The sequence below is a fragment of the Pseudomonas sp. PWP3-1b2 genome (genome assembly GCF_049896045.1).
GTDB classification, from domain to species: Bacteria; Pseudomonadota; Gammaproteobacteria; order Pseudomonadales; family Pseudomonadaceae; genus Aquipseudomonas; species Aquipseudomonas antarctica_B.
In genome coordinates this window covers 52,327-67,621 of record NZ_JAFCTN010000028.1, presented here as the reverse complement: position 1 = coordinate 67,621, position 15,295 = coordinate 52,327, and the positions used below count along the sequence as shown (strand labels likewise).

Genomic DNA, 15,295 nt, shown 5'->3' with positions numbered 1-15,295 from the left:
GCCTGCGATAGCGGACCGTCAGCCGACTCATCTAACACTGACTCTCCGCCATCGCAGGCAAGCCAGCTCCCACAGTGATCTCCACCACCATGAGCTCTAGCGCATTTAGTCAGCTAGCTATCGATTTCTGTTGCCGGTAGTGGCTAATACACATATGGTTACAAAACCGCAGCAAGGACGAACGAAGACCAGGGATTACTAATAAAATAGCCAAGATGAGTGCATGACATGTCCACTGAAACGGGCAAAGGCAAGGCGATTTTTCGCGTTGTCAGCGGTAACTTCCTCGAAATGTTCGACTTCATGGTCTACGGCTTCTACGCCACGGCCATCGCCAACACCTTCTTCCCCACCGACAGCGCCTTCGCCTCCCTGATGCTCTCCCTCGCCACCTTCGGCGCAGGCTTTCTGATGCGGCCGCTGGGCGCGATCTTCCTCGGCGCCTATATCGACCGTCACGGCCGTAAAAAAGGCTTGGTGATCACCCTGGCCATGATGGCCGCCGGTACCGTCCTGATTGCCTGCGTGCCCGGTTACGCCACGCTGGGTGTCGCGGCGCCGTTGCTGGTGCTGTTTGGCCGCCTGTTGCAAGGTTTCTCGGCGGGCGTTGAGCTGGGCGGTGTGTCGGTGTACCTGGCGGAAATCGCCACGCCGGGCCGCAAGGGCTTTTTCGTCAGTTGGCAATCTGCAAGCCAACAGGCGGCGGTGGTATTCGCCGGTTTGCTCGGCGTGGGCTTGAACCACTGGCTGAGCCCGGAAGAAATGGGTGACTGGGGCTGGCGCGTACCGTTCCTGATCGGCTGCCTGATTGTGCCGGTGATCTTCGTGATTCGCCGCTCGCTGGAGGAAACGCCTGAGTTTCAGGCGCGCAAACACCGCCCTACCCTGCAGGAAATCGTCCGTTCAATCGGTCAGAACTTCGGCATCGTCATCGCCGGGATGGCGCTGGTGGTGATGACCACCGTGTCGTTCTACCTCATCACCGCCTACACCCCGACGTTCGGCAAGGCGGAACTGCACTTGTCCGACTTCGACGCATTGCTGGTGACGGTGTGCGTGGGCATTTCCAACTTCATCTGGCTGCCAGTGATGGGCGCGGTGTCCGACAGAATCGGACGCAAACCCCTGCTGCTGGCGGCGACGATTCTGGCGATCCTGACGGCGTATCCGGCGCTGTCGTGGTTGGTGGCGAACCCGAGTTTCAGTCACTTGCTGATCGTGCTGTTGTGGCTGTCGTTCCTGTATGGCTCGTACAACGGGGCGATGGTGGTGGCGCTCACCGAGATCATGCCGATTGAGGTGCGGACCACCGGGTTTTCGCTGGCCTACAGTTTGGCCACGGCGACCTTCGGCGGGTTTACCCCGGCGGCCTGTACTTATTTGATTCATGTGTTGGGTAATAAAGCGGCGCCGGGGATTTGGCTGAGTGGCGCTGCGGTGTTGGGGTTGATTGCGACGCTGGTGCTGTTCAAGGGCAATCGGCATGAACTGCGGACGGCGCAGGCTTCGGTGGTTGGTGGCGCCTGATAGATAGCTATCGCAGGCAAGCCAGCTCCCACAGTTGGATGTGTGAACACGGTCAAATGTGGGAGCTGGCTTGCCTGCGATGAGGCCCTCACCTTCACCCCAAACCCCACAGACACAAAAAAGCCCCGAACCAGTCGGGGCTTTTTCATTCACCGCTAACGCTTAGCGCGGAAACGCAGGCGGGTTAACCCCGGCCATGTCTTCCATCACGCGAACCACCTGGCAGCTGTAACCGAACTCGTTGTCGTACCAAACGTACAATACAACGCGGTTGTCCTGAGTGATGGTCGCCTCAGCGTCCACCACACCGGCGTGGCGCGAGCCCACGAAGTCGGTGGACACCACTTCCTGCGAGTTAACGAAGTCGATCTGCTTGTGCAAATCGGAGTGCAGCGCCATGTAGCGCAGGTACTCGTTCATCTCTTCACGGGTAGCGGCTTTCTCAAGGTTCAGGTTGAGAATGGCCATCGACACGTTTGGCGTCGGAACGCGGATCGCGTTACCGGTCAGCTTGCCGGCCAGCTCAGGCAGGGCCTTGGCAGCAGCGGTGGCAGCACCGGTCTCGGTGATTACCATGTTCAACGCGGCGCTGCGGCCACGGCGATCGCCCTTGTGGAAGTTGTCGATCAGGTTCTGGTCGTTGGTGTACGAGTGAACCGTTTCTACGTGACCGTTAACAATGCCGAACTTGTCGTTCACCGCCTTGAGCACCGGCACGATGGCGTTGGTGGTGCAGGAAGCGGCGGACACGATCTTGTCGTCAGCGGTGATTTCACCGTGGTTGATGCCGTGCACGATGTTCTTCAGCTTGCCCTTGCCAGGCGCGGTCAGCACAACGCGGTCGATACCCGGGCAAGCCAGGTGTTGGCCCAGGCCTTCGGCGTCGCGCCACACACCGGTGTTGTCCACCAGCAGTGCGTCTTTGATGCCGTACTGGGTGTAGTCCACTTCAGCCGGGTTCTTCGCGTAGATCACCTGGATCAGGTTACCGTTGGCGGTGATGGTGTTGTTTTCTTCGTCGATGACGATGGTGCCGTTGAACGGGCCGTGTACCGAATCGCGACGCAAGAGGCTGGCGCGTTTGGTCAGGTCGTTGTCGGCGCCTTTGCGCACAACAATGGCACGCAGGCGCAGGCCATCGCCGCCGCCGGTTTTTTCGATGAGGATGCGCGCCAGCAAGCGACCGATACGACCGAAGCCGTACAGCACAACGTCGGTGCCTTTGCGAGCAGCAGCGCTTTGCTGGCCAACCACATCGGCCATTTCTTCACGCACGAACTGTTCGGCGCTGCGGCCGGCCCCTTCCTTGCGGAATTTGTAGGCCAGTTTGCCCAGGTCTACCGAGGCCGCGCCGAGCTTGAGCTCGCTCATGGCTTTAAGCAGTGGGAATGTTTCGTGGACGGAGAGTTCGCTGTCGTCGGCAGAACGGTGACGCGCAAAGCGGTGGGCTTTGAGAATCGCGATGACAGACTGGTTGATCAGGCTGCGGCCATAGATCGAGCTCACCACATTGTTATTGCGGTACAGCTGACCGATAAGCGGAATCATCGCTTCAGCGAGCGCTTCACGGTCGATCCATTCACCAAGACACTGGTCGGGCTTCTGAGTCACGGTAACCTTCCACATATGTAGGGGCAGAAAAAAGGGGCTACATTATGCCGCCCGACCGCCCTCGGAGCAATGCGCGACCCGCAACAAAAACCGCTTGCGAAAAAACCGCACCCCGCTGCAGCCCAGTAAATACGCGGGTTCCAGAAGGCCACCTTTTGCGCAAGCAGCGTGACTTGTCCGTAACCCTCCGAAAACCTCGCACTTTTTGGCACTACATATTGAGTCAAAACACTCCATTGTTTGTCTTAGCCACTACATTTCCCGCAAACCGTAATAGGCTCAGTCAGCAACTGACAGGCGGCACCTCGGGCCGTTACAATTACCGACTTTGTCGCAACGCTTGGAGCTCAACCTTCCGTGCCCGTTCTGCGTCTACCGATTCTCCCTGCCGCGGCAGGTAAACAGCATTGGGGCAACCTGCCCGGTGCCGCCCTGAGCCTGGCCATTGCCGAGGCTGCCAGCGCAGCCAAGCGCTTTACCCTGCTGCTCACCGCCGACAGCCAAAGTGCCGAACGGTTGGAGCAGGAGCTGAGCTTCTTCGCCCCCGATTTGCCGGTGCTGCATTTCCCCGACTGGGAAACGCTGCCCTACGACCTGTTCTCGCCGCACCAGGACATCATCTCCCAGCGCATCGCCAGCCTGTACCGCTTGCCGGAACTGGCCCACGGCGTACTGGTGGTGCCCATCACCACGGCCCTGCACCGCCTGGCGCCAACCAAGTTTCTGCTCGGCAGCAGCCTGGTGCTGGATGTCGGCCAGAAGCTTGATGTAGAGCAGATGCGCACCCGCCTGGAGGCCAGCGGCTACCGCTGCGTCGACACGGTGTACGAGCACGGCGAGTTCGCGGTACGCGGCGCCTTGATCGACCTGTTCCCGATGGGCAGCAAACTGCCGTTCCGCATCGACTTGTTCGATGACGAAATCGAAACCCTGCGCACCTTCGATCCGGAGAACCAGCGCTCCATCGACAAGGTGGCGTCGGTCAAGCTGCTGCCGGCGCGGGAATTCCCGCTGCAAAAGGACGCGGTCACCCGCTTCAAAGCGCGCTTCCGTGAACGTTTCGACGTGGACTTCCGCCGCTGCCCGATCTTTCAGGATTTGAGCAGCGGGATTACACCGGCGGGTATCGAGTACTACCTGCCGCTGTTCTTCGACGAAACTTCCACGCTGTTCGACTACCTGCCACAGGACACCCAAGTGTTCTCGCTGCCGGGCATCGAGCAAGCCGCTGAAAACTTCTGGAACGATGTGCGCAACCGCTATGAAGAGCGTCGCGTCGATCCCGCCCGGCCTTTGTTGCCGCCCGCCGAGCTGTTCCTGCCGGTGGAAGACTGCTTCGCCCGCCTGAAAAACTGGCCGCGCGTGGTTGCCAGCCAGCAGGACGTAGACACCGGCAGTGGCCGCGAGCGCTTCCCTGCGCAAACCCTGCCGGACCTGGCGATCCAGGCGAAAGCCACGCAACCTTTGGAAGCGCTGTCGAATTTCCTCGGTGATTTCCCCGGCCGCGTGCTGTTTACCGCTGAATCCGCCGGCCGCCGCGAAGTGCTGCTGGAGTTGCTCGAACGCCTGAAACTGCGCCCGAAAACCGTCGACAGCTGGCCGGACTTTGTAAAGAGCAAAGACCGCCTGGCGATCACTATCGCACCGCTGGACGAAGGCTTGCTGCTGGACGACCCGGCCCTGGCGCTGATCGCCGAAAGCCCGTTGTTCGGTCAGCGCGTGATGCAGCGCCGTCGCCGTGAAAAACGCGCCGATGCCAATAATGATGCGGTAATCAAAAACCTCACCGAGCTGCGTGAAGGCGCGCCGGTGGTGCACATCGACCACGGCGTGGGCCGCTATCTGGGCCTGCAGACCCTGGAAATCGACAACCAGGCCGCCGAATTCCTCACCATGGAATACGCCGAGGGCGCCAAGCTCTACGTGCCGGTTGCCAGCTTGCACTTGATCGCGCGCTACACCGGCAGCGATGACGCCCTCGCGCCGTTGCACCGCCTTGGCTCCGAGACCTGGCAGAAAGCCAAGCGCAAAGCCGCCGAACAGGTGCGCGACGTGGCCGCCGAATTGCTCGACATTTACGCCCGCCGCGCCGCCCGCGAAGGCTACGCGTTCGCCGACCCGAAAGCCGACTACGCCACCTTCAGCGCCGGCTTCGCCTTCGAAGAAACCCCGGACCAGCAAACCACCATCGAAGCCGTGCGTGCCGACATGCTCGCGCCCAAACCGATGGACCGCCTGGTGTGCGGCGACGTGGGCTTCGGCAAGACCGAAGTGGCCATGCGCGCCGCATTTATTGCGGTGCACGGCGGCAAGCAAGTGGCGATCCTGGTGCCGACCACCCTGCTCGCCCAGCAGCACTACAACAGCTTCCGCGACCGCTTTGCCGATTGGCCGGTGAGCGTGGAAGTGATGAGCCGCTTCAAGTCCGCCAAGGAGGTGAACGCGGCCATCGCCGACCTGGCAGAAGGCAAGATCGACATCGTCATTGGCACGCACAAACTGCTGTCGGATGACGTGAAGATCAAAAACCTCGGCCTGGTGATCATCGACGAAGAACACCGTTTCGGCGTACGCCAGAAAGAACAGCTGAAGAACCTGCGCAGTGAAGTCGACATCCTCACCCTCACCGCCACACCGATTCCGCGCACGCTGAACATGGCGGTGTCGGGCATGCGCGATTTGTCGATCATCGCCACACCGCCGGCACGGCGCCTGTCGGTGCGCACCTTTGTGATGGAGCAAAACAAAAGCACGGTCAAGGAAGCGCTGCTGCGCGAACTGCTGCGCGGCGGGCAGGTGTACTACCTGCACAACGACGTGAAGACCATCGAGAAATGCGCCGCCGACCTCGCCGAGCTGGTGCCGGAAGCGCGTATCGCCATCGGCCACGGCCAGATGCGCGAGCGCGAACTCGAACAGGTGATGAGCGACTTCTACCACAAGCGCTTCAACGTGCTGATCGCCTCGACCATCATCGAGACCGGCATCGACGTGCCGAGCGCCAACACCATCATCATCGAACGTGCCGACAAATTCGGTCTGGCCCAGTTGCACCAGTTGCGCGGCCGCGTGGGTCGCAGTCACCACCAGGCGTATGCCTATTTGCTGACGCCGCCACGCCAACAGATTACCTCCGACGCCGAGAAGCGCCTGGAAGCGATCGCCAACACCCAGGACCTCGGCGCCGGTTTTGTGCTGGCCACCAACGACCTGGAAATCCGTGGCGCCGGCGAGTTGCTGGGCGACGGCCAGAGCGGGCAGATCCAGGCCGTGGGTTTCACCCTCTATATGGAGATGCTTGAACGCGCGGTGAAAGCCATCCGCAAGGGCGAGCAGCCGAACCTGGATCAACCGCTGGGCGGCGGCCCGGAAATCAACCTGCGTTTGCCGGCGTTGATCCCCGAAGACTACTTGCCCGACGTGCACGCGCGGCTGATCCTTTACAAGCGCATTGCCTCGGCCACCGACGAAGAAGGCCTCAAAGACCTGCAGGTGGAGATGATCGACCGTTTCGGCCTGTTGCCGGAGCCGACCAAGAACCTGGTGCGCCTGACCCTGCTGAAATTGCAGGCCGAGCAGCTCGGTATCAAGAAGGTCGACGCCGGGCCGCAGGGCGGGCGCATCGAGTTCGAAGCGCAAACGCCGGTGGACCCGTTGGTGCTGATCAAACTGATTCAGGGCCAGCCCAACCGCTACAAGTTCGAAGGGGCTACGCTGTTCAAATTCATGGTGCCGATGGAACGTGCCGAAGAACGCTTTAATACCCTGGAGGCGCTGTTTGAGCGCCTCATCCCGAAAACCGCTTGAAGGACGCCCCCATGCGCCTGTTCCGCATACTGAGCCTGTTGTTGGTGGTCGTGGCGCCTTCGGCATTCGCCGACAGCCCGTACCAGGTCGAAATGATTCTGGTGCGCCAGAATGCGGAGCCGGTGATCAACAGCCGCGCCGCGCCGGAAAACTGGGATGCCGGCGCGCAGCGTCTGGGCGACAAAATGAGCCCGCCGCGCCTGTCCAACATCGTCGACAAGCTGCGCGCCGACAACAGCTACACGGTGCTGGCGCACAAGGCCTGGGAGCAGAACCTCGGCGAACAACCGGTGAAAATCGCAATAACTGACGGCCCGGAACAGTTCGGTCAGTTTCCGATTGAAGGCGTGCTGAACCTGCAACTGGGCCGCTTCACCGATATCGACGCGGATTTCTGGATCAATCAGTTCGACGCCAACGGCAGCGTGATCGCCAGCGAGCACCTGAACCAGACGGACGTGCGCACCAAGAACAACCAACTCAACTACCTGGACGGCGGCCATCTGGCGCTGCTGATCAAGATCACTTCGCTGACTGCCAAGCCCCCCAGCGCACCACCGCCCGACATTCAGGACTGATCCAGGACCATGCCCCTGACGTCGCCATTGACCAAACCCCTGGCCCCTTCGTGGGCCAATCGCTTTAAGGAGCAAAGCCTCGAGCGCGGGCGGCGTTACGCGCTGGAGAACCGCGTGCGCATCGTCGAGTCCGGCGACAGCACCATCGTCGCCAGTTGCGAGGGCTCGGGTGGCAACGTTTATCGGCAGACCATTTCGCTGCGCGAATCGGCCAAGGGCACGCTGATCCTGGTGGACAGCCGCTGTACCTGCCCGGTGCACACCAACTGCAAACACATCGCAGCGGTGCTGCTCAAGGTTCAGGAAACCCTCGCCTACCCCGCCGCCGCCCAGGATGCCGAGTTGCTGGAAAAACTCCAGGCCGTGCTGGATAACCGCGTGGTGCTGCCGCAAGTGGTGATGGAGGACGTGGTGCCCATTCCGCGCCTGTGGCTGGCCAGCGTCGAGTTCAGCGCGTTTGAGCCGCGCAACGGCAAGATGCAGCGTTACATCCAGCACCGTGCGGCGTTGTCGTTCAACTACTTGGGCAACTATGTCAGCGGGCAGAAAAACGCCGACATCGTGGTGCGCCAGGAGACCCAAAGCCTGCGGATCAAGCGGCATCCCGAGTTGGAACAACCCTATCGCGAGCAATTGCGCCTGCTGGGCTTCAAGATCGCCACGCGCCAGAGCAAGGCGCTGCCGGAAAGTGCCGGCGAGCTGTTCGAACTGGTCAATGACAGCGCCTGGCTGAACTTCACGCTCAACGCCTCGCCCACCTTGCGCTCCGAAGGTTGGGAGCTGCAAATCGAGGAAGATTTCGGTTTCGACCTGAGTGCTGTCGATGACTGGTACGCCACCGTCGATGAAGGCCCGGAGCGTGACTGGTTCGACCTGGAGCTGGGGATCATCGTTAACGGCGAGCGCCTGAGTTTGCTGCCGATCCTGTTGAACCTGATGCGCTCACATACCGAAATTCTGAACCCGGAAAAACTCGCCCGGCGCCGCGACGATGAGCTGATTTTGGTGAACATTCCCGGCCTGCCGAATGGGCACGGCCCGCTGCAAGTTGCGTTGCCCTACGGCAGGCTGAAACCCGTTCTGGCAACCCTTGGGGAGTTTTACCTACAGGAAACCGGCACCACGGCGCTGCGCATGGCCAAGGCCGATGCAATCCGCCTGAACCCGCTGGAAGACCTGCCGCTGCAATGGGAAGGCGGCGAGAAGATCCGCAACTTCGCCCAGCGCCTGCGCGATATCAAGGATTTCACCTGTGTGGCGCCGCAAGGTTTGAACGCGACCTTGCGACCGTATCAGCTGGAAGGCTTGAGCTGGATGCAGTCGCTGCGCCAACTGGACGTCGGCGGGATCCTTGCAGATGACATGGGTTTGGGTAAAACCCTGCAAACCCTGGCGCATATTCTTACCGAAAAAATCGCCGGGCGCCTCGACCGGCCGTGCATGGTGGTGATGCCCACCAGCTTGATCCCCAACTGGCTGGACGAAGCGGCGCACTTCACGCCGCAACTCAAAGTAGTGGCGCTGTACGGCGCAACGCGTAAGAAACATTTCGCGAACCTGCAGGACTACGACCTGCTGCTGACCACCTATGCGCTGTTGCCCAAGGACATTGAACAGCTGGCCGCGCTGCCCTTGCATGTGCTGATCCTCGACGAAGCCCAGTACATCAAGAACCCCAACAGCAAAGCCGCCCAAGCTGCGCGCGAGCTGAATGCACGGCAACGCCTGTGCCTCAGCGGCACACCGCTGGAAAACCACCTGGGCGAGCTGTGGTCGCTGTTCCACTTCCTGTTGCCGGGTTGGCTGGGCGACGTGAAAAGCTTCAACCGCGATTACCGCGTGCCCATAGAAAAGCGCGCCAGCGATGTGCGACTGCAGCACCTCAACGGTCGGATCAAACCTTTCCTGCTGCGCCGTACCAAGGAACAGGTGGCAACCGAATTGCCGCCCAAGACCGAGATCATCCATTGGGTCGACCTCAACGAAGCCCAGCGTGACGTGTACGAAACCATGCGCCTGGCCATGGACAAGAAGGTGCGCGACGAAATCACCCGCAAGGGCGTGGCCCGCAGCCAGATCATCATTCTTGAGGCGCTATTGAAGCTGCGCCAGGTGTGCTGCGATTTGCGTCTGGTCAACGACGCCACTCTGCCCGCCCGTGGCAGCAGCTCGGGCAAGCTCGACAGCTTGATGGAAATGCTTGAGGAATTGTTTGCGGAAGGTCGACGGATTCTGTTGTTCTCCCAGTTCACCTCGATGCTCGCGCTGATCGAAGTCGAACTGAAAAAACGCGGAATTGCCTATGCACTGCTGACCGGCCAGACCCGCGACCGACGAACGCCAGTGAAGGACTTCCAGAGCGGCAAGTTGCAGATTTTTCTGATCAGCTTGAAGGCCGGTGGTGTGGGGTTGAACCTGACGGAAGCCGACACGGTGATTCATTACGACCCGTGGTGGAACCCGGCCACGGAAAACCAGGCGACTGACCGGGCGTATCGCATTGGTCAGGAGAAGCCGGTGTTCGTCTACAAGATGATTGCGCGGGGCACGGTGGAAGAGAAGATTCAGCACTTGCAGAAGGAGAAATCCGATCTGGCGGCGGGTGTGCTGGATGGGCGTACGACGGGGGATTGGCAGTTGGGTAACGATGATATCGAGGCGTTGTTTGCGCCTTTGCCCAGTAAGCAAGAGAAGCGCTGACGGTTAGATCGCTATCGCAGGCAAGCCAGCTCCCACACTTTGATTTGTTAATATATTCAAATGTGGGAGCTGGCTTGCCTGCGATGGCCGCACCTCGTTTTTCAGCCAGGCAACGGAGCAAACAGCGCCTCAATGTCCCTCTGCTCCAGCTTCCACCCCGCACTGGCGCCGCCCTCTAATACACCTTCAGCCAAAGCAGCCTTTTCCAACCGCAGCGCCTGAATTTTCTCTTCCACCGTGCCCCGCGCAATCAGCTTGTACACAAACACCGGTTTGTCCTGCCCGATGCGATACGCGCGATCCGTCGCTTGATTTTCTACCGCCGGGTTCCACCACGGGTCGTAATGAATCACCGTATCTGCGGCGGTCAGGTTCAAACCGGTGCCGCCGGCTTTCAGGCTGATCAGAAACAACGGGGTCTTGCCGTCCTGGAAGTTTTTTACCGGCGTGCGCCGGTCCAGGGTCTCACCGGTCAGGATCGAATACTCAACCTGACGCTGCTTCAACTCTTCCTCGATCAACGCCAGCATTGAGGTGAACTGCGAGAACAGCAAAACGCGCCGACCTTCGCTGAGCAACTCTTCGATCATCTCCATCAAGGCATTCAGCTTGCCGGTGCCCGCACGTGCCAGTTTGCTTGCCGGAACGGATTTCACCAGGCGCAAATCGCAGCACACCTGCCGCAATTTGAGCAACGCTTCCAGAATGATGATCTGACTTCGAGCCACACCGTGCCGGGTGATTTCATCACGGACTTTCTTGTCCATCGCCACGCGTACAGTTTCGTAAACGTCGCGCTGGGCATCGCTGAGGTCAACCCAATGCACGATCTCGGTCTTGGGCGGTAACTCAGTCGCCACCTGCTCTTTTTTGCGGCGCAACAGGAACGGCTTGATGCGCGCGGTCAGGTGCTGCATACGCTGGGCATTACCGTGCTTTTCGATAGGCGTGCGGTAGTCCCGATTGAAGGTTTTGCTATCCCCCAGCCACCCCGGCAACAGAAAATGAAACAGCGACCAGAGCTCGCCCAAGTGGTTTTCCAGTGGTGTGCCACTCAGGCACAGGCGTTGGCCGGCCTCCAGTTGCCGCGCCGCCTGGGCCGCTTTGCTGTTGGGGTTCTTGATGTTTTGCGCTTCGTCGAGGATCAACACGCTCCAGCGTTGCGGCTGCAATACCTCAAGGTCTCGGGGCAGTAGCGCATAGGTGGTCAGCACCAGATCGTAGTCGGCCAGGCGGGTAAAATCAGCCTGGCGTTGCGCGCCATGCAAGGCCAGCACATTGAGTTGGGGTGTGAACCGCGCCGCCTCGTCCATCCAGTTGGGAATCAAACTGGTCGGCATCACCGCCAAGGCAGGCGTATTCAAACGCCCCGCGTTTTTTTCAGTGAGCAAATGCGCAAGGGTTTGCAGCGTTTTACCCAGGCCCATGTCATCGCCAAGGATGCCACCCACTTCGAGTTCGCGCAGGGTTTGCATCCAGTTCAGGCCTTCGAGCTGGTAGCCACGCAGTTCAGCGTTCAGCCCTTGGGGCGCCGCGACTTGCGCGTGGGTCGACTCTTGGAGGCGCTTGGCGAAATGCCGCACGCGCTCACTGCCTTGCCAGACCAGTGGAATGCCGTCCAGATCGCTGAGACGGGCTGCATCCGGCGCACTCAGACGCAGCGAGTCCGCGCCGGGGTCGCGCAGGTACAGGCCGCCCAATGTCGCCATCAGCGGTTTGATCCGGCCATAAGGCAGCGCGACCTTGGTGCCCTCCCGCGTGCCCAGGCTGACCAGCAAGCGCTCTTCGTCAGCGCGTTCGGTGATGTAGCCTGCGTCGAGCAGCCTAGGCTGGCGCACGATTAACTCCAGCACAATCGGCAGCAGGCTGTAGCGCTGGCCATTGACCTCGATCCCCAGCTCAAGATCAAACCATTCGTGACCGGGAGACTCTTCAATGTCCGCGTACCAATGGTCCACCGCTTCCACCTGGTAATAAAAACCAGGGTGGATGTTGACGTCCCAGCCCGCCTCTCGAAGGGCTGGCAGATGATGCTCAGTGAAGTGCAACCAGGCTTCATCGCTAGCCAGGTCAAACATCTCGCCGGCGCTCTCCGGCAACGCGCGGGTTTTACGATTGACCCTGGCAAAACCGAGCTTGGTCAGAACTTTGCGCAAGGCTTTCTCGGCCGCAGGTTGACGCTGGATACGCTGGGTTTCGGTACCGTTCAACAGCCGAATTTCAGCGCTACCTTTATCACTGGTCAGGCTAGAGGCCGGTAGCTCCCGTCAGGCTGCACGGCCCAATTGAAGCGAGCGGAATGTGTGGGCCCGGCATTGAGTGCCAACTGAGCATTTAAATCCACAAACAGGCGTTCGGTGCTGAGCGCCAGTCGCAGGATTTCGGCGCCGTCTTCACCCTCGAGCGGGAAACTGCTGCCGTAGCGCCCGTACGCTCGCCCAACCAACAGAAGCCGACAGATGCGCCTATCCACTTCAAGCATGTAACCGGGGGCACGTGCCAGGGTTTCATCGAGTGAGTAAAGCGCCTTGATTTCGCCGTAGCCGCCTTTTTTTAAAACGCGCGCCCGGTAGACGGCCAACGACCAGCGGTTTGAGTACGTATCAGGGTTGAGCTGGTAGAGCAAACAGGTGTTGCTGCCCTAAGGTAAAGACTCAACCTCTGGCGTCGCGACGGGAATGCTGGCAAGCCACTGCTCGATTTGCGGATTGAGGCGATCGCTGGAGGCGCTGCTGGTCTCCACTGGCTCGCCAACCAACGATTCAACCTCAAACAGAACAGCGACGGCGTGCTTGCAATCCACTTCCATAGAGCAGGTACACGCGCAATTGAGATCGGTATCGTGAGAATTCTCTTCAGCGCCCAGAGAAATCACCACCGAATAGACATTGCCGCCAGAGCCCTTACACCTTGCCAGGACTCGATGCGTCTCGATATCGACGATCTGCACGCGGCCTTCGCTTGAATAGTCAAAACCACGTTCGAGCGTGCGAGGAGAGAAGTTCTCATGCCAGTCCAGACCAACGATGCGAGTTATCAGGTTATTCATGGTCACGTACTCTAGACCAAGCGCTGGTGAGATAAAGACGGATGCGTCCTGCGGTGAAGTACGAACATACGGCGGCTGGATTACGAAATTTCTGGCGCTTCGGGCGCTTGGCAACCCCCCTTTCTTACTCGATCAACTGAGCGGTTCGAAGCGCACCCACCGCCGCCAGCCAACGCGGGTCCTGCTTATAGTCTGTCGATGCATTCGCCTGCCCGCGCATGCGCGCAATCCGCGCTGACGGCGTGACCTTCATCCGCTGCGCTGCAGTGAGTGCAAGCTCAGCCGCAGCGCGGTCATTGCACACCAGCCCCATGTCACAACCGGCCGTCAACGCCGCTTCAATTCGGCTGGCTGCATCGCCAACCACATGCGCACCGGCCATGGACAGGTCATCGCTGAAAATAACGCCATCAAACTGCAACTCACCGCGCAGGATGTCCTGCAACCAGCGGCGCGAGAAGCCGGCAGGTTGTGAATCAACCTGCGGGTAGATGACGTGGGCCGGCATGACTGCTGCCAACTGCTTGCTCAGGCGTGCGAAAGGCACCAGGTCATTCGCGCGAATCTGTTCCAGGCTGCGTTCGTCGTTGGGAATCGCGACGTGGGAATCGGCTTCAGCCCAGCCGTGGCCCGGAAAGTGTTTACCGGTGGCGGCCATGCCGGCGCTGTTCATGCCGCGGATGAATGCACCGGCGAGCACGGCGGCGCGCTCGGGGTCACCTTCGAAGGAACGGGTGCCAACCACGGCGCTGCGCTGGTAATCCAGGTCCAGCACCGGGGCGAAGCTCAGGTCGAGGCCGACGGCCAGCACTTCAGTGGCCATGATCCAGCCGCACTGTTCGGCCAGGTATTCAGCGTTGGGGTTATCTGCCAAGGCGCGCATGGCCGGCAGGCGCACGAAACCCTGGCGCAGGCGCTGCACGCGACCGCCTTCCTGGTCGACCGCCAGCAGCAGGTCCGGGCGCACCGCGCGAATCGCAGCGCTCAGTTCACGTACCTGGCGCGGATGCTCGATATTGCGTGCAAAAATGATCAGCCCGCCCACTTCAGGTTGGCGCAACAGGTGGCGATCCTCGGCCGTGAGCCAAGTGCCGGCCACGTCGACCATCAAAGAACCTTGCAGGGCAGCAGTCATAAACCTTCCTTAAATAACGCACAAAACCCGCTGCCCTCGTGCTGCGCGATAAACGCAGAGAGTGCAGCGGGTTGTGAGTAAAGAGCTGAAATCGGCATGGCGGCTAGCTTAGCGGGCGCGGACACCCGCGGCAATCATGCCTTGGCGACGGCTGGCGTCGACTTGCTGCGTGGGCGCAACTGGGCGGCGGCCATGGCCTGGTCGGTCACACCGGTTTCAGCGCGCATGCCGGCAGCGAGGAACGGCACCATCAGGCGCATCACCTGTTCGATGGAGGTGTTGACGCCAAAATCGGTCTCGGCAATCGCGCGCAATGCTTTGATCCCGGACATGCTGAACGCGGCGGCACCGAGCATGAAGTGCACACGCCAGAACAGCTCAATCGGCGGGATACGCGGGGCGGCTTCATTAACCAGCAACATGTAGCGGCGGAAAACCTTGCCGTACATGTCTTCGAGGTAACGACGCAGGTGACCCTGGCTCTGGCTGAACGCCAGGCCCAGCAAACGCATGAAGATCGACAGGTCATTGCCACTGCGTGGTTGAACCACCAGCGCTTGCTCCACGAGAATTTCCAGCAGGTCTTCCAGGCTGGGTTTGTTCTCGGGCTTGGTTTGGCGGCGCTCCAGCTCACGGTCGAGGCTGGCGCAGAACGGCCCTAGGAAGCGTGAGAACACCGCCTGGATCAGGGCTTTTTTCGAGCCGAAATGGTAATTCACTGCCGCGAGGTTGACCCCAGCCTTGCTGGTGATCAGGCGCAATGAAGTTTCAGCAAATCCTTTTTCCGCGAACAATTGCTCGGCAGCATCGAGAATGCGTTCAACGGTTTCCGACTGGGCCATGGCTACTCCGCCTGACAAACACTTGTTTGAAACATACGTTTCAGAG

General features: G+C 60.4%; 10 protein-coding genes. 4 read left to right on the top strand and 6 right to left on the bottom strand.

Translation table 11 applies throughout. The features are described from left to right. Positions 1–228 precede the first annotated feature (228 nt). Positions 229–1,527, top strand: a complete 1,299-nt coding sequence (locus tag ACP7A2_RS18380; protein WP_426135351.1) for an MFS transporter — start codon at positions 229–231, stop codon at positions 1,525–1,527. 162 nt (positions 1,528–1,689) lie between these two features. Here ACP7A2_RS18380 and ACP7A2_RS18375 read toward each other — a convergent pair whose 3' ends face one another. Continuing rightward, positions 1,690–3,153: a glyceraldehyde-3-phosphate dehydrogenase gene (locus ACP7A2_RS18375; protein ID WP_375067737.1), complete on the bottom strand. Its 1,464-nt coding sequence runs from the start codon at positions 3,151–3,153 to the stop codon at positions 1,690–1,692. 342 nt (positions 3,154–3,495) lie between these two features. Here ACP7A2_RS18375 and mfd point away from each other — a divergent pair, with 342 nt between their 5' ends. From mfd to ACP7A2_RS18360, 3 genes are read left to right on the top strand one after another with little or no spacing between them, the layout of a single operon-like run. After that, entirely contained in the window at positions 3,496–6,945 is a 3,450-nt protein-coding gene (gene mfd / locus ACP7A2_RS18370; protein WP_426135350.1) for a transcription-repair coupling factor, read from the top strand. 11 nt (positions 6,946–6,956) lie between these two features. After that, complete coding sequence (locus ACP7A2_RS18365) at positions 6,957–7,523, top strand: CsiV family protein (RefSeq protein ID WP_348061790.1); 567 nt, start codon at positions 6,957–6,959, stop codon at positions 7,521–7,523. Positions 7,524–7,532: 9 nt separating this feature from the next. Then, positions 7,533–10,223: a DEAD/DEAH box helicase gene (locus ACP7A2_RS18360; protein ID WP_426135349.1), complete on the top strand. Its 2,691-nt coding sequence runs from the start codon at positions 7,533–7,535 to the stop codon at positions 10,221–10,223. Between the two features lie 101 nt (positions 10,224–10,324). Here the strand turns inward: ACP7A2_RS18360 and ACP7A2_RS18355 are convergent, their stop codons facing one another. The 5 genes from ACP7A2_RS18355 to ACP7A2_RS18335 all read right to left on the bottom strand — a co-directional run bounded on the left by ACP7A2_RS18355 (position 10,325) and on the right by ACP7A2_RS18335 (position 15,249). Continuing rightward, positions 10,325–12,301, bottom strand: a complete 1,977-nt coding sequence (locus tag ACP7A2_RS18355) for a DEAD/DEAH box helicase (RefSeq protein ID WP_426135363.1) — start codon at positions 12,299–12,301, stop codon at positions 10,325–10,327. A 164-nt stretch (positions 12,302–12,465) separates the two neighbouring features. Then, positions 12,466–12,849: a hypothetical protein gene (locus ACP7A2_RS18350; protein WP_426135348.1), complete on the bottom strand. Its 384-nt coding sequence runs from the start codon at positions 12,847–12,849 to the stop codon at positions 12,466–12,468. Between the two features lie 15 nt (positions 12,850–12,864). Next, complete coding sequence (locus ACP7A2_RS18345; RefSeq protein WP_426135347.1) at positions 12,865–13,272, bottom strand: SWIM zinc finger family protein; 408 nt, start codon at positions 13,270–13,272, stop codon at positions 12,865–12,867. Between the two features lie 124 nt (positions 13,273–13,396). Then, on the bottom strand, positions 13,397–14,407 hold the full coding sequence (nagZ, locus tag ACP7A2_RS18340; protein ID WP_375067746.1) for a beta-N-acetylhexosaminidase: 1,011 nt from the start codon (positions 14,405–14,407) through the stop codon (positions 13,397–13,399). A 134-nt stretch (positions 14,408–14,541) separates the two neighbouring features. Next, positions 14,542–15,249, bottom strand: a complete 708-nt coding sequence (locus ACP7A2_RS18335) for a TetR/AcrR family transcriptional regulator (protein ID WP_053255043.1) — start codon at positions 15,247–15,249, stop codon at positions 14,542–14,544. Between the last annotated feature and the right edge of the window lie 46 nt (positions 15,250–15,295).

Bases quoted from the DNA above. Each gene is read 5' to 3' on its own strand.
- ACP7A2_RS18380 (WP_426135351.1), top strand. From the start codon at position 229: ATGTCCACTGAAACGGGCAAAGGCAAGGCGATTTTTCGCGTTGTCAGC.
- ACP7A2_RS18375 (WP_375067737.1), bottom strand. From the start codon at position 3,153: ATGTGGAAGGTTACCGTGACTCAGAAGCCCGACCAGTGTCTTGGTGAA.
- ACP7A2_RS18365 (WP_348061790.1), top strand. From the start codon at position 6,957: ATGCGCCTGTTCCGCATACTGAGCCTGTTGTTGGTGGTCGTGGCGCCT.
- ACP7A2_RS18360 (WP_426135349.1), top strand. From the start codon at position 7,533: ATGCCCCTGACGTCGCCATTGACCAAACCCCTGGCCCCTTCGTGGGCC.
- ACP7A2_RS18355 (WP_426135363.1), bottom strand. From the start codon at position 12,301: ATGTTTGACCTGGCTAGCGATGAAGCCTGGTTGCACTTCACTGAGCAT.
- ACP7A2_RS18345 (WP_426135347.1), bottom strand. From the start codon at position 13,272: ATGAATAACCTGATAACTCGCATCGTTGGTCTGGACTGGCATGAGAAC.
- nagZ (WP_375067746.1), bottom strand. From the start codon at position 14,407: ATGACTGCTGCCCTGCAAGGTTCTTTGATGGTCGACGTGGCCGGCACT.
- ACP7A2_RS18335 (WP_053255043.1), bottom strand. From the start codon at position 15,249: ATGGCCCAGTCGGAAACCGTTGAACGCATTCTCGATGCTGCCGAGCAA.